Source organism: Halomonas sp. PBN3, from assembly GCF_000475415.1.
Taxonomy (GTDB): Bacteria; Pseudomonadota; Gammaproteobacteria; order Pseudomonadales; family Halomonadaceae; genus Halomonas; species Halomonas shengliensis.
On sequence record NZ_AXCA01000155.1, the window covers coordinates 19,910 to 34,726 of the forward strand.

At 67.4% G+C, this 14,817-nt stretch carries 11 protein-coding genes and 1 riboswitch; of the genes, 7 read left to right on the forward strand and 4 right to left on the reverse strand.

Going from position 1 to position 14,817, the window contains the following annotated elements; all coding sequences use genetic code 11:
- Window positions 1-18: 18 nt before the first annotated feature.
- A complete protein-coding gene (locus Q673_RS26455) occupies window positions 19-885 on the forward strand; it encodes a LysR substrate-binding domain-containing protein (protein ID WP_031218045.1) in 867 nt (288 codons plus the stop codon).
- Window positions 886-980: 95 nt separating this feature from the next.
- Window positions 981-2,453 carry a protein adenylyltransferase SelO gene (locus Q673_RS26460; protein ID WP_023005708.1) on the forward strand — a complete coding sequence of 491 codons (1,473 nt, stop codon included), beginning with the start codon at window positions 981-983 and terminating at the stop codon, window positions 2,451-2,453.
- A 112-nt stretch (window positions 2,454-2,565) separates the two neighbouring features.
- On the opposite strand, the gene katG is transcribed toward Q673_RS26460, so the two are convergent.
- Window positions 2,566-4,746 carry a catalase/peroxidase HPI gene (gene katG / locus Q673_RS26465; protein WP_031218047.1) on the reverse strand — a complete coding sequence of 727 codons (2,181 nt, stop codon included), beginning with the start codon at window positions 4,744-4,746 and terminating at the stop codon, window positions 2,566-2,568.
- A 227-nt stretch (window positions 4,747-4,973) separates the two neighbouring features.
- A complete protein-coding gene (locus tag Q673_RS26470; RefSeq protein WP_023005710.1) occupies window positions 4,974-5,936 on the reverse strand; it encodes a LysR family transcriptional regulator in 963 nt (320 codons plus the stop codon).
- Between the two features lie 225 nt (window positions 5,937-6,161).
- On the opposite strand from Q673_RS26470, the gene Q673_RS26475 reads away from it, so the two are divergent.
- The 5 genes from Q673_RS26475 to Q673_RS26495 all read left to right on the forward strand — a co-directional run bounded on the left by Q673_RS26475 (window position 6,162) and on the right by Q673_RS26495 (window position 14,218).
- Complete coding sequence (locus Q673_RS26475) at window positions 6,162-7,661, forward strand: CoA-acylating methylmalonate-semialdehyde dehydrogenase (protein ID WP_031218048.1); 1,500 nt, start codon at window positions 6,162-6,164, stop codon at window positions 7,659-7,661.
- Window positions 7,662-7,848: 187 nt separating this feature from the next.
- The gene (locus tag Q673_RS26480; protein WP_031218049.1) at window positions 7,849-10,965 is read left to right on the forward strand and encodes a DUF3427 domain-containing protein; all 3,117 of its coding nucleotides are present in this window, start codon (window positions 7,849-7,851) and stop codon (window positions 10,963-10,965) included.
- A gap of 112 nt (window positions 10,966-11,077) precedes the next feature.
- Window positions 11,078-11,665, forward strand: a complete 588-nt coding sequence (locus tag Q673_RS26485) for a peroxidase-related enzyme (RefSeq protein WP_023005713.1) — start codon at window positions 11,078-11,080, stop codon at window positions 11,663-11,665.
- Window positions 11,666-12,019: 354 nt separating this feature from the next.
- Window positions 12,020-12,130: riboswitch (TPP riboswitch) on the forward strand.
- A complete protein-coding gene (locus tag Q673_RS26490; protein WP_023005714.1) occupies window positions 12,120-13,526 on the forward strand; it encodes a sodium:solute symporter family transporter in 1,407 nt (468 codons plus the stop codon). Its footprint overlaps the riboswitch before it by 11 nt.
- Entirely contained in the window at window positions 13,523-14,218 is a 696-nt protein-coding gene (locus tag Q673_RS26495) for a TenA family protein (RefSeq protein WP_023005715.1), read from the forward strand. Before Q673_RS26490 ends, Q673_RS26495 begins: the two co-directional genes overlap by 4 nt.
- A gap of 77 nt (window positions 14,219-14,295) precedes the next feature.
- On the opposite strand, the gene Q673_RS26500 is transcribed toward Q673_RS26495, so the two are convergent.
- Window positions 14,296-14,700, reverse strand: coding sequence for a helix-turn-helix domain-containing protein (locus Q673_RS26500; RefSeq protein ID WP_023005716.1), 405 nt, complete (start codon window positions 14,698-14,700; stop codon window positions 14,296-14,298).
- A gap of 2 nt (window positions 14,701-14,702) precedes the next feature.
- Entirely contained in the window at window positions 14,703-14,786 is an 84-nt protein-coding gene (locus Q673_RS35995) for a type II toxin-antitoxin system HigB family toxin (RefSeq protein WP_268744278.1), read from the reverse strand.
- Window positions 14,787-14,817 lie beyond the last annotated feature (31 nt).

Below are 14,817 nucleotides of genomic sequence, written 5' to 3' on the forward strand. Positions count from 1 at the left end.
AAGGAGCGTGATGAATCCATGCGTGCCCCGACGCTCGACCTGAGCCTGCTGCGCACCCTGGTGGCCGTAGCCGATACCGGCAGCGTCACCGCCGCCGCCAGGCAGCTGGCCTATACCCAGTCCACGGTGAGCATGCAGCTCGCGCGGCTCGAGCACTCGCTGGGCGTGGCCCTGCACGAGCGGGAGGGGCGACGGATCCGCTTCACCGCCGAGGGCGAGCGCCTGCTGGGCCATGCCCGCCGGCTGCTGGCGCAGAACGACGAGGCGCTGGCCGACATGAGGGCGCGCCGGGTGACCGGCGAGCTCAACCTCGGCATCCCCGAGGACTACGCCACCCTGCTCACCGCGGTGTTCTCCTGGTTCCACCAGCTTTACCCGGACGTGGGGCTCCAGGTGACCTGCGGCACCAGCGCCGACCTGGTGGAGCGGGTGCGTGGCGACGAGCTGGACCTGGCGCTGGTGACCCGCCAGCGGCGCTCGCCGGGCGGCGAGGTGATCCGCCGCGAGCCCCTGGCCTGGGCGGTGGGGCTGGAGCGCCAGCCCTCGCTCACCGACCCGCTGCCGCTGGCGCTCTACTCGCCGGGGGCCGACCTCTTCCGCGAGGTGGCCGAGGAGGCCCTCGCCGCGGCCGGCCGCACCTGGCGGGTGGCCTATACCAGCCAGTCCATGGCCGGCCTCTCGCCGGTGGTGCAGGCGGGGCTCGCCATCGTGGTGGTCACCCGCAGCATGCTCGGCCCCCAGCTACGTGCCCTGGACGAGGCCAGCGGCCTGCCGGCGCTGCCCGCCGTGGAGCTGGCCCTGCACCGGGCCGCCCGCCGCCCCACCGAGCCGGCCCGGTGCCTGGCCGAGCTGATCCGTGAGGCGCTGGCGCCGACGGCGGGGTAGGGGAAGTCGGGAAACGTTCGCCTCGAAAGGCACAATCTTGAGCGTTATACTCGGGTATTCATCCATCGGCCGTGATCGCCCCGACCGGAGCCGCCATGTTCCCCGAGTTCAGCCTGCGCTACGCGCGCCTGCCCGACCGCTTCTTCCTGCGCTTCGACCCGGTGCCGGTTCCCGCACCGCGCCTGGTGGCCTTCAACCGGCCGCTGGCCGAGGCGCTGGGTTTCGACCTCGACGCCTTCGACGAGGCCCGTGCCGCCGACTGGTTCGCCGGCAATGCCGTGCCGGAAGGCGCCGAGCCCGTGGCCCAGGCCTACGCCGGCCACCAGTTCGGCCACTTCAACCCGCGCCTCGGCGACGGCCGCGCGGTGCTGCTCGGCGAGGTGGTCGACCGCGAGGGGCGGCTGCGCGACATCCAGCTCAAGGGCGCCGGCATGACCCCCTTCTCGCGGGGCGCCGACGGTCGTGCACCGCTGGGCCCGGTGCTGCGCGAGTACCTGGTCAGCGAGGCGATGCACCGCCTCGGCGTGCCCACCACCCGGGCGCTGGCCGCGGTGACCAGCGGCGAGCGGGTCTTCCGGCGGGTGCCCGAACCCGGCGCGGTGCTGACCCGGGTGGCTGCGAGCCACCTGCGGGTCGGCACCTTCCAGTACTTCGCCGCCCGGGACGACGTGGAGGCGGTGCGCACCCTGGCCGACATGGCCATCGAGCGCCACTACCCCGCCCTGGCGGAGCGGGAGGGGCAGGCGCGCTACCTGGCCCTGCTCGAGGCGGTGGCCGAACGCCAGGCGACGCTGGTGGCGAAGTGGATGGGGCTAGGCTTCATCCACGGCGTGATGAACACCGACAACTGCAGCATCGCCGGCGAGACCATCGACTACGGCCCCTGCGCCTTCATGGAGGCCTACTCGCCGACCATGGTGTTCAGCTCCATCGACGAGCAGGGGCGCTACGCCTACCGCAACCAGCCGTGGATCGCCCAGTGGAACCTGGCACGCCTGGCCGAGACGCTGATCCCGCTGATCGACGACGACCAGGAGGCGGCGATCGCCTGCGCCACTAGGGTGATCGAGGCCTACGAGCCCCGCTACGAGGCCGAGTGGCTGGCGGTCTTCCGCGAGAAGCTCGGCCTGGCCCGCGAAGAGGAAGGCGACCGTGCCCTGGCGGAGGCCTTCCTCGAGGCGCTCGCGGCCGGTCGCGCCGACTTCACCCTGGCCTTCCGTCGTCTCGCCGAGGCGGTGGAGACCGACGCCCCCGCCTTGCTCGAGCTCTTCGAGGATGATGGGGCCCTGGGCGACTGGCTGCCGCGCTGGCGCGAGCGCCTGGCCAGGGAGGCGGCTTCGCCCGAGGCGATCGCGGCGCGCATGAACGCGGTCAACCCGCTCTATATCCCGCGCAACCACCAGGTGGAGCGGGCGATCGCCGCGGCCGCCGAGCATGACGACTTCGCCCCCTTCGAGGCGCTGCGCGAGGTGCTGGCCGAGCCCTTCATCGAGCAGCCCGGCCGCGAGGCGTATGCCGAGCCGGCCCCGGCCACCGAGCGGGTATTGCGCACCTTCTGCGGCACCTGAGCCGTCGGCTGCTGCCCCTGAACACAAAAAAGACGCCCGGGATTTCCCGGGCGTCTCTGTATGGGGCTTACGTATGGCTTTCCTGGCCGGGCGAGCGCCCGGCCAGGCGGCCTTACTTCTGCAGCTTCTCGACGTCGAAGCGGTCGGCGTTCATCACCTTGGTCCAGGCCTTGACGAAGTCGTTGACGAACTTCGCCTCGTTGTCATCCTGGGCATACACCTCGGCGTAGGAGCGCAGGATGGAGTTGGAGCCGAACACCAGGTCGATACGGCTGGCGGTCCACTTCACCTGATCGCTCTTGCGATCGCGGATCTCGTAGGTGCCGTTGCCGGCCGGCTTCCAGGCGTTGGCCATGTCGGTCAGGTTGACGAAGAAGTCGTTGGTCAGATGGCCGACGCGGTCGGTGAACACGCCATGCTGGCTGCCGCCGTGGTTGGTACCCAGCACCCGCATGCCGCCGATCAGCACGGTCATCTCCGGGGCGGTGAGGCCCATCAGCTGGGCGCGGTCGAGCAGCATCTCCTCCGGCTTGACGATGTAATCCTTCTTCTGCCAGTTGCGGAAACCATCGGCCAGCGGCTCCAGGTACTGGAAGGAGTCGGCGTCGGTCATCTCGTCGGTGGCGTCACCACGGCCCGGGATGAAGGGCACCAGGATGTCATGGCCGGCGGCCTTCGCGGCCTGCTCGATGCCCACGCTGCCGCCCAGCACGATCACGTCGGCGATACTGGCACCGGTCTCGGCGGAGAGCTGCTCGTAGACCTTCAGCACCCTGGCGAGGCGATCCGGCTCATTGCCCTCCCAGTCCTTCTGCGGGGCCAGGCGGATGCGCGCGCCGTTGGCGCCGCCGCGCATGTCGGAGCCGCGGAAGGTGCGGGCGCTGTCCCAGGCGGTGCTGACCATCTCGGCGATGGAGAGGCCACTCCCGGCGATCTTCTCCTTGACGATCTCGATGGTGTAGTCGGTGTTGCCGGCGGGGACCGGATCCTGCCAGATCAGGTCCTCTTCCGGGGCGTCCGGGCCGATGTAGCGGGACTTGGGCCCCATGTCGCGGTGGATCAGCTTGAACCAGGCACGGGCGAAGCAGTCCTTGAAGTACTCGGGATCCTGGCGGAATTTGTCCAGGATCTTCCGGTAGTCAGGGTGCACCTTCATCGCCATGTCGGCGTCGGTCATGATCGGGTTGTGGCGCTTGGAGGGATCGCTGGCGTCGACCGGCTTGTCCTCCTCCTTCATGTCCACCGGCTCCCACTGCCAGGCGCCGGCCGGGCTCTTCTTGAGCTCCCACTCGTGGTCGAGCAGGGCGTCGAAGTAGCCCATGTCGAACTGGGTCGGGTTCTTGGTCCAGGCACCCTCGATGCCGGACGTCACCGCGTTGGCGGCCTTGCCCTGCATGTTGGGGTTGTGCCAGCCCAGGCCCTGCTCGGTCACGTCGGTTGCCTCGGGCTCCGGGCCCAGGGCGGCGGCGTCACCGTTGCCGTGGCACTTGCCGACAGTGTGGCCGCCGACGGTCAGCGCCGCGGTCTCCTCGTCGTCCATCGCCATGCGGGCGAAGGTCTCGCGGACCTGCTCGGCGGTCTTCATGGGGTCCGGCTGGCCGTTGACGCCCTCCGGGTTCACATAGATCAGGCCCATCTGCACCGCGGCCAGCGGGTTCTCCATGGTGTCCGGCTTGTCGACGTCGCCGTAGCGCTCGTCGGAGGGTGCCAGCCACTCCTTCTCGGCTCCCCAGTAGATGTCCTTCTCGGGATGCCAGATGTCCTCGCGTCCGAAGGAGAAGCCGAAGGTCTTCAGGCCCATGTTCTCGTAGGCCACGGTGCCGGCCAGGACGATCAGGTCGGCCCAGCTGATCTTGTTGCCGTACTTCTTTTTGATCGGCCAGAGCAGGCGGCGCGCCTTGTCCAGGCTGACGTTGTCCGGCCAGGAGTTGATCGGCGCGAAGCGCTGGTTGCCGGTGCCGCCGCCGCCGCGACCGTCGGCGACACGGTAGGTGCCGGCGGCGTGCCACGACATGCGGATGAATAGGCCACCGTAGTGTCCCCAGTCGGCCGGCCACCACTCCTGGCTGTCGGTCATCAGGGCGTGCATGTCCTTCTTAAGGGCCTCGAAGTCGAGCTTGCGGACCTCCTGGCGATAATCGAAGTCCTCGCCCATCGGGTCGGTCTTGCGGTCATGCTGGTGCAGGATGTCCAGGTTCAGGGCTTCCGGCCACCAGTCCATGTTGTCGCGGCCCGCCGCGGTGTTGCTACCGTGCATTACCGGACACTTGCCTGCGTTCTGCTGATCACCCATGTTGCTCTTCCCTCTTGTCGACGTTGAGGAGTTGCCATCCCTGTATAGACGATGGCGCTCCGGCGGGGCAATGAGCTCGGTCAACTCTCGGACGTAACCCGGAAGGCTGACCGGCGACTCCTTCTCGGTTCCTCGTCCAAGCTACTCTCGCCCACTCCATAAGAACAAGGCGAGATTGCCGACCGCTGTCATAGGCAGTGGCTATCGGCGGGGAGGAGGCTGCGAGGCTAGCCGGGCGAGGAAGGGGCCAGCGTGGCCTCGGGCAGGCGCAGCTCGGGGCTCTCGCCCATCAGGAAGGCGCGGTTGGCCTCCAGCGCCTCGCGCAGGAAGTCCCACAGCAAGCGCACCCGGGCCAGGCGGCGCTGCTCCTGGCGGGCGGTGATCCAGAACTGGCGGTCGACGGCGACCTCCTCGGCCAGCACGCGCTCGAGCCCGGCGTCCGTCTCGGCCATGAAGCAGGGCAGCACGGCCAGCCCCGCCCCGTGGCGGCAGGCCACCTGCTGGGTGGTCACGCTGGTGCTGCGCACCGTGAAGTGGGGTGGCCGGCCCACCACCGCGGGGTCCACCAGGGGCTCCAGGTAGCTGAGCTGCTGGCTGAAGATCAGGTCGTCGACGTAGCCGATCAGGCGGTGCTCGCCCAGCTCGGCGAGGCGCGCCGGCCGCCCGTGGCGGGCGAGGTAGGCGTGGCTGGCGTAGAGGCGCAGGCGGTAGTCGCACAGCCGCGAGATCACCAGTCCCGGGCTCACCGGGCGCTCCACGGTGATCGCCAGGTCCGCCTCGTGGCGGCTCAGGTTGACCACCCGGGGCAGGGCGAGCAGGTCCAGGGTGACACCAGGGTGTCGGCTGCAGAAGGCCGAGAGCAGCGGGGCGATCACCCAGGTACCGAAGCCCTCGGTGACCCCCAGACGGATCTGGCCGCTCACCTGGTGGTCCTTGTCGGAGAGGCTCTCGCCCGCCTCGAAGGCGTGGCGGGCCATCTCCTCGGCATGGGCGAGCAGCTGCTGGCCCGCCTCGGTGAGGTGGTAGCCGTGGGTGCTGCGCTCGAAGAGCTGGGTGTTGAGCTTCTGCTCGAAGCGCCGGGTGCGCCGCGAGAGGGTGGAGTGGTCCAGCCCCAGGCGCCGGGCGGCGTCGGTGAGGCGCTGGGTGCGCGCCACCTCCAGGAAGATCTGGATGTCGTGCCAGTCGAGCATGGGTGGGGCTCCACGGAGGAAACTCGGTTGTGCATCATTGCACAAGCAATGTGCCTGAGTGCCCGTTGTCACGCCATCCGACGTCTGTATAGACTCGATATCACCACGGTTCGTGTATAGATACACATAAAGTCTAATATCCCCGCCGCCGCGGTGCCTGACGATGGCCGAACAACGACAAGCCAGGCTCGCGGCGGGGCAGGAGCAGCACAGAGGAGCACGCCCATGTCAGTCCGCGAAATCCCCATGTACATCGACGGCCAGGCCGTCCAGTCCCAGAGCCAGGAGTGGCGTGACGTGGTCAACCCGGCCACCCAGGAGGTGGTCGCCCGGGTGCCGTTCTGCACCGCCGAGGAGGTCGAGCGCGCCGTGGCCAGCGCCAAGGAGGCCTTCAAGACCTGGCGCAAGGTGCCGCTGGCCAAGCGCATGCGCATCATGCTCAAGCTGCAGGCGCTGATTCGCGACAACACCGACGAACTGGCCGCGCTGATCACCGAGGAACACGGCAAGACCCTGCCCGACGCCGCCGGCGAGGTGGGTCGCGGCCTGGAGGTAGTGGAGCACGCCTGCTCGATCACCTCCCTGCAGCTGGGCGAGCTTGCCGAGAACGCCGCCAGCGAGGTGGATGTCTACACCTTGAACCAGCCGCTGGGCGTGGGCGCCGGCATCACCGCCTTCAACTTCCCCATCATGCTGCCTTGCTTCATGTTCCCGCTGGCCATCGCCACCGGTAACACCTTCGTGCTCAAGCCCTCCGAGCAGGACCCGAGCTCCACCATGCGCCTGGTCGAACTGGCCCACGAGGCGGGCATCCCGGCCGGCGTGCTCAACGTGGTCCACGGCGGCCCGGACGTCGCCAACCAGATCGCCGACCATACCGACATCAAGGCGCTCTCCTTCATCGGCTCCACCCACGTGGGCTCGCTGCTCTACAACCGCGCCGCCGCTGCCGGCAAGCGCATGCAGTCGATGATGGGCGCCAAGAACCACTGCGTGATCATGCCCGATGCCAACCGCAGCCAGGCCATCAACAACCTGCTGGGCTCCGCCTATGGCGCCGCCGGCCAGCGCTGCATGGCCAACTCCGTGGCGGTGCTGGTGGGCGAGGCCCGCGAGTGGCTGGCGGACATCGTCGAGGGCACCCGTAGCATGAAGGTGGGCCCCGGCACCCAGACCGACGCCGACCTCGGCCCGCTGGTCTCGCCCCAGGCCAAGGAGCGCGTCGAACGGCTGATCACCGCCGGCGAGAAGGAGGGCGCCAAGCTGCTGGTGGATGGCCGCGGCTACCAGGTGGAAGGCTACCCGGACGGCAACTTCGTCGGCCCGACCCTGTTCACCGACGTCACCCCGGAGATGACCATCTACCGCGAGGAGATCTTCGGCCCGGTGCTGTGCGTGGTCACCGTCGACACCCTCGACGAGGCGATCGCCTTCATCAACGCCAACCCCAACGGCAACGGCACCTCCATCTTCACCAACTCCGGCTGGGTGGCGCGCCGCTTCGAGAGCGACATCGACGTCGGCCAGGTGGGCATCAACGTGCCGATCCCGGTGCCGGTCGCCTACTTCAGCTTCACCGGCTCGCGCGCCTCCAAGCTGGGTGACCTGGGCCCCAACGGCAAGCAGGCCATCGCCTTCTGGACCCAGACCAAGACCGTCACCGCTCGCTGGTTCGAGCCGGAGAACGTCTCCAGCGGCATCAACAGCACCATCTCGCTGGGCTGATACCCTCTGCTCGGTGACAGCGCGGCCCCGCCTCGAGAGAGGCGGGGCCGCGTGCTTTCGGCTCATAGCTTCCGTGGCAGACTTCCTGTGGGAGGCCGGCTCCGCCGGGCGAATGGAGGCTGCAGGTCTCCCGAGGCAGTCCTTTGCTGCTACCCTGGAGGGCATCGAGGGGCAGGGGATAGACACCATGGAACGGTTGCCGGAAGGGCTCTACGAACGACTGCTCGATGAGGAGCTCAGGGGACAGCTGGAGGGGCATCCAGAGCTCAAGCCGGTGTTACGTAAGCTCGACGATGAGTCGGCTCCTCACGCTTACGCCCAGTTCCTCGGCCAGATGCTTCATCAAGCCTTGCGAATTGTCGACGCCGACCGACGCCTGCCGCTCCTCAATCGCCTGATCGAGTTGATCTCGGCCACCGATGGCCTCGACTATCTGGCGCGTAAGAAGCTGCTGGAGGTGGATAAACCAATACTCAGCGAGCTGGGCAAAGGGAGTCACCCACTCCCACGACCGGCGACGCCCTTGGCGACCAGCGCCCTTCTCACGGGGCTGGGACATGATCCGCCCCTCGAACACGAACTGCGCGCCGAGATGGCTACCGCCGACGGCGTCGACATCTTGGTCTCCTTTATCAAATGGTCGGGGCTTCGGTTGCTGATGCCCGCCTTCGAGCGCCTGGCCGATCGCGGCATACCGGTGCGTCTGATCTCCACCAGCTACATGGGTGCCAGCGACCCGACGGCACTGGAGTGGTTGACTCAGCAGCCCAATGTCACCGTGCGGGTCTCCTACGACACCGGCGGCACGCGCCTGCATGCCAAGGCCTATCACTTTCGCCGCGAGAGTGGTTACTCCACGGCCTATATCGGCTCGGCGAACATGTCCCACTCGGCGATGACCCAGGGACTGGAGTGGACCGTCAAGATCACCGCTCAGGACATGGCGCATATCCTCGAGCGCTTCGAAGCGGAGTTTGCGGCCTACTGGGAGAGCGACGAGTTTGAGCCCTATACGCCAGACGATTTCTCGCGCTTTCGGCGGGCGGTCGCGACCCATAAGGCTCAAGCTCAAGGTGGGGCGACCTTCTTTGCCGACATCACGCCGCGCCCCTTTCAGTTGAGAATCCTGGAAGCCATCGATGCCGCTCGTCAGCGCGGCTCGTTTCGCAACCTGGTGGTCGCGGCGACCGGCACCGGTAAGACCGTGATTTCGGCGCTGGATTATCGACGAGTCTGTGAGCATGAGAAGCGCCGGGTGCCACTGCTCTTCGTCGCCCATCGCAAGGAGATCCTGGAGCAGGCCCAGGCCTGCTACCGCACCGTGCTACGCGACCAGAACTTCGGTGAGCTCTGGGTGGGTGGCCATGTACCGACGGAGCAGCGCCACCTGTTTGCCTCGGTGCAGACACTCAATCGACAGCGTCCCTGGGAGCCGCTAGGGACGGAACACTTTCAGTACGTGGTGATCGACGAGGCCCATCATGAGGCCGCCAGTAGCTACCGGCCTTTACTCGAGGCGTTACAGCCAGCCGTGCTGCTGGGCCTGACGGCTACGCCCGAGCGCATGGATGGCAGCAGCATCCTGCCGGACTTCGATGGTGACTTCGCCGCCGAGATTCGCCTTCCGGAGGCGTTGGAAGAGAAGCTGCTATGCCCCTTCCATTACTTCGGGGTCAGCGATAGCGTCGACCTCAGTGATGACGCCCTGTGGCGCAACGGCCGCTATGACGCCCGCCAGCTAGAAAACCTGCTTACCGGCGATGACATCCGTGCCAAGCAGCGGGTGGACACTGTCCTGCAGGCGCTGAAGCGCTATCAACCCGATCTTCACGGCGTCCGTGGGGTGGGGTTCTGCGCCGGCGTTCGCCATGCCGAATACATGGCCGAGTGTTTCAATCGGTTGGGCGATGAGTATCGGGCCGCGGTCCTGGTCGGCGGCACGCCGGCGGAGGTTCGCGCCGAACGGTTACGTGAGTTCCGTGACGGAAAGCTGCCCTTCCTGTTCACGGTGGACGTGCTGAGCGAAGGGGTCGATGTTCCCGATATCAACCTGGTGATGTTCCTGAGGCCGACCGAGAGCCTGACGGTCTTCCTCCAGCAGTTAGGGCGTGGGCTGCGTCATGCGCCGGGGAAGGAGTGCCTTACCGCCCTGGATTTCGTGGGACAGACGCATCGCCGCTACCGCCTGGATACCAAGTTCACATCGCTACTCTCCGGGAGGCGCCAACGGCTGGATCGTGAGGTGGAGGCCGACTTCCCCAGCCTGCCTCCCGGCTGCAGCATCCAGCTTGAGCGGGTGGCGCGGGAGCGGGTGCTGAGCAAGATCCGCTCGGTACTGGCCGATCTTAATCAATTTATCCCCGAGACACTGCGCACCTGGCAGGAAGAGGTCGGGACGCCGTTGACCTTCGGGCGCTTCCTGGAGGTGACCGGCCTGACCCCGGTGCAGGTGTTGTCGCGTCGTAGCTGGTCGGAGTGGAAGGCCATGGCCGACCGCCAAGCGATGCCTGAGGATCCTGATATCGACCAGGCACGCAAGGCGCTACCGCGGATCGCACTGCGCAGCGACCCCGAACTGCTGTCGGCCATCGAGACTCTCGGCGAGGCAGAGGGCGTCGAGGAGGCCCTGGGGCGCTATGACACCCGACGGCAAACGGCGCTGCACTATCTACTATGGGGGCAGAAGGGCGGCCGGCTTGGCGTCGATAGCCTGGAAGAATCGCTATGTAAGTGGCGCGCCAATCCCAGTGTCGCGGCTGATGCCGCCGAGATTGCGGCCTGGAAGCGAGCTCATCAGCAGGTGCCCCTGCGACGTCTGAATGAGCTGCCTTTCGACTGCGAGCTACTCCTGTATGGCACCTATGGTTTGCCAGAGATCAAGGCAGCACTCGGGTTGTCGAGCTTGGAAAAGCCGGGCGCCACCGGCGTAGGGGTGATCCATGCAAAGGAAGTCCGTGCCTATATCCATCTGGTGACCTTCCAAAAGGATGACACCGACTTCTCCCCCACCACACGCTACCGAGATTACCCCATCAGTCGCACCCTGCTGCACTGGGAGAGTCAGTCGAACACCAGTCAGGCCAGTGCAACGGGGCAGAACTACCTGCACTTCGAGGAGCGCGGTTATACCATCCTGTTCTTCGCCAGGCTGACCAAGCGCACCGACGGCGAGACGGCACCCTTTACTTTCCTTGGGCCGGCCAAGGCTCTCAAGAGTTACCAGGGAGACCGGCCGATCGCCATGACCTGGGAGCTGGTACACCCCATGCCGGCCGAGCTCTTCGAGGAGGCGAGGCCGGCGTAGCGATAGCGCCAGGCCGGTTCTGGATGTCGAGTGCGGCTTTGGTAGGCATGTTTACGTTAACGTAAGCTGCTATTTTGGTTCGGCGACAATAACCACAACGCCAGGAGCCACCATGACCGCATCCATCAGCCGCTTTCCCGTTCCCGAATCGATCCAGGACCTGCCCGAGGATATCCGCGACGCCATGCTGGCGGTGCAGGAGAAGGCCGGCTTCGTGCCCAACGTCTTCCTGATGCTGGCCCACCGCCCGGCCGAGTTCCGCGCCTTCTTCGCCTACCACGACGCCCTGATGGAGCGGGAGTCCGACACCCTCACCAAGGCGGAGAAGGAGATGATCGTGGTGGCCACCAGCGCCCGCAACCGCTGCCCCTACTGCGTGGTGGCCCATGGCGCCTTGGTGCGCATCTACAGCAAGGACCCGCTGCTGGCCGACCAGGTGGCCATCAACCACCGCACCGCCCCGATCAGCCAGCGCCACCGCACCATGCTCGACTTCGCCATGTACTGCGGCCTCGATGTGGGGGAGCTCACCGACGAGTGGGAGGCCCGCCTGGCGAACGCCGGCTTCACCCGCGACGACATCTGGGACATCGGCGCCATCGCCGCCTTCTTCGGCCTCTCCAACCGCCTGGTCACCCTGACCGGCACCCCGCCCAACGAGGAGTTCTATCTGATGGGGCGGGTGCCACGAGAGAAGTGAACGGGTGACAGTTCACTCAGACGCTAGATAAAGGGTACGAAGGGAACACCGCTGCACCCGGAAATGGCGAGTGCGAGAAGGCTGACTGAGCAAAGCTTCCGCATGGTGTCTCTCCTGCCGGGGTTCTTTAGCTCGCTATTGTCTCAGACCTCGGCGGTGGTTTCTGCCTGCTTGTTTTGACGAGAGTAATTTCTCGATCCTGTGAGCCAGGGAGTTTTCCTGGCCCCGGTGTAGGGCATCGGGCGCTCCAGATCGGGGGTGGTCGTCGGGACGGGGCGACGCTATGATGCCCCTCGATCCCAGTGTTATCGGCCGCCCATGCGGCGACTTGAGCCGGGATCCCACAATTCATTCACTTGTCGCCAGGGGAGTCCCGCCGCATCCGCGGGGGCTGAGAGGGCCAAGCGCCGACCCTGGAACCTGATCCGGTTAATACCGGCGGAGGAAGTGCGACATGCCTTACCTGACGTCTGCCGTGCTCGGCGCGGCGCTTCTGTGCTTTGCCTTTCTGGGCCTGCGGGCCCGCCGGGCCGACGGCCTGCTCGATGACTACGTCACCGCCCGCAACTCTCAGGGCGCCCAGGCCATCGGCCTGTCGTTCCTGGCCTCCGGCATGGGTGCCTGGATTCTCTTCGCGCCGCCGGAGATCGGTGCCTTCGTGGGGCCGGTGGCGCTGGCCGGCTATGCCATCGGCTCCTCGCTGCCGTTCCTGGTGCTGGGTCTCTACGGGCCGGCGATCCGCCGCCACCTGCCGCAGGGCCGCAGCATCGGCGAGTTCGCCGAGGCCTGCTATGGCACCGGGGTGCGGCGCTGGGTCTCCTTCGTCTCGGTGGCTTACATGGCGCTCTTCCTGGCCGCCGAGCTCACCGCCATCGGCGCCATCGCCGCGCTGCTCTCGGACGTGCCGCCGGCGCTGGTGATCCTCGGCGTGGCGGTGGTCACCCTGGTCTACACCACCCTGGGCGGTCTGCGGGCGAGCCTCGCCACCGACCGCTGGCAGGCCTGGCTGCTGCTGGCCCTGCTGGTGCTGGTGGGCGGCGTGGCCTGGTGGTGGCTGCCGCCGATACCCGCCGAGGCGACGCTGCCTGCCATTCCCGCCGGCAGTGCCCTCTCCGTGGCGCTGACGCTGGTGATCGCCGTCACCGCGGCCAACCTCTTCCACCAGGGCTACTGGCAGCGCATCTGGGCCGCCGAGGACGACCGCGCCTTGGGCCGCGGCGCGCTGCTGGGCGGCGCCAGCAGCCTGCTGGTGGTGATGGCGATCGGCGGGCTCGGCATGCTGGCGGCGATGCACGCGCTGCCCGTGGGCGAGCCACCGATTCCCTTCTTCGCGCTGCTCTCCGCGGCGCCGGCCTGGCTGGGCCTGCCGGCCCTGGTGCTGGCGGTGACCCTGGTGGCCTCCAGCGTCGATACCCTGCAGAACGCCATCGCCTCCATGGCGGTGGCAAGCGGCGGCCGGCGCGGCCTCTCGGTGCGGGCGGCGCGCCTGGTCACGGTGGCGCTGATGCTGCCGGTGGTGTGGGTGGCGCTGCAGGGCTTCTCGGTGCTGCGGCTGTTCCTGATCGCCGACCTGCTGTGTGCCGCCATCGTGGTGCCGGTGCTGCTGGGCCTGTGGCGTCGCATGTCGCCACTCGCCGCGGTGGCGGGCGGCGTGGCCGGACTGCTCGGCGCGGTGCTGCCGGGCTGGATCACCTTGGGCAGCCTCTCCGCCGGGGTGCTGGCGGCCACCTTCCCGGACAGCATCCCGACGCTGCCTCCGTTCCTGGGGGCGCTTGTCGCCTCCACGCTGGTCAGCCTGCTGGTCGCCTGGTGGCGTCCGGGCGCGAGATTTCACTCCACCCTCAAGGGAGATGCCCTGTGACGACACGTTCCGACTGGACCGCCTGGGCGGCGCAGCAGGACGCGCCGCGCCTCACCGACTGGCTGCGCGAGATCAGCGAGCCCGACTGGTCCGCCACCGTGGACCACCCGCTCTTCGACGCCATGGCCGAGGGTCGCCTCGCCGGTGACGACTTCGCCGCCTACATGGTCCAGGACTACGGCTTCGTCGACCCCTTCACCGCCCTGATCGGCTTCGCCATCGGCCGTGCGCCGAGCATGGAGGACCGGGTGGTGCTGGGGCAGTTCATGGGCATGTTGACCAGCGACGAGAACAGCACCTTCCAGCGCACCTTCGAGGCCTTCGCGGTGCCCGCCGCCCAGCGCGAGGCGCCGGACTACCTGCCCGAGACCCGGGCCTTCCAGGCGCTGCTGCGCGAGGTCGGAAGCGCCGGCGGCTACGCCGAGATCCTCGCCGCCCTGGTGGTCACCGAGTGGATCTATCTCGAGTGGGCGCTGCGCATCACCCGGGCCGAGGGGCTGCACCCCCTGGTAGGGGAGTGGATCGACCTGCACGACAATCCGGCCTTCCAGGAGTTCGTGGCCTGGCTGCGCCGCCGCCTGGACGAGGAGGCCGAAGCGCTCGATGACGCCGCCTTCGCCCGCATGGCCGAGTGCTTCCGCGAGACCGTCGCCAGGGAGCGCGCCTTCCACGACGCCGTGATGCCGTGCTGAGCGGGCTGCGCGGGTAGCCGTCGCCATACCCGCCTTGCTTGCGGTGGGCGTTGCTCAGGGGAAGAGGGGAGGCCCCCTCAGTCGAGGAAGAGATCGGCGGATAGCCCGAAGCGCTGGGTTAGGGCCTTGATCTGGCGCACGTTCAGGCGTCGCTTGCCGTTCAGGATCTCCGAGATCACCGATTGGGTGCCGACTTCCGGCAGGCTCGACTGGTCGAGGCCGTGCCACTGCATCAGGTGGCGGAGCATGTCGGCCCCCCTCACCTCAGGGATCGGGCGATGGGCATCGTCATATTCCTCGATGAGGTCACCCATGTGAGAGGCGAGGCTTGCCAGGGGGTGCTCCTCGTCGTCTCCGACCAGCTCCAGCAGCTCATCGAGCGCTGCGACAAGGGCATCGTAGTCGTCTTCCGATTCTGGGGCATTGAGCAGTGGGGCCACGAAGCGCCAGTGGGCGGCCGCCTGTTGGACGATGCTGTTCATGTTCACTCCTTCCAGGTGCCCCTGTCGTATTCGGTATGGTCGAGGACGTGCTGGATATAGACCTTCTTGAATCGATAGTGCACCACTGCGATGAGGTGAATAAATAAGGTAATCCCC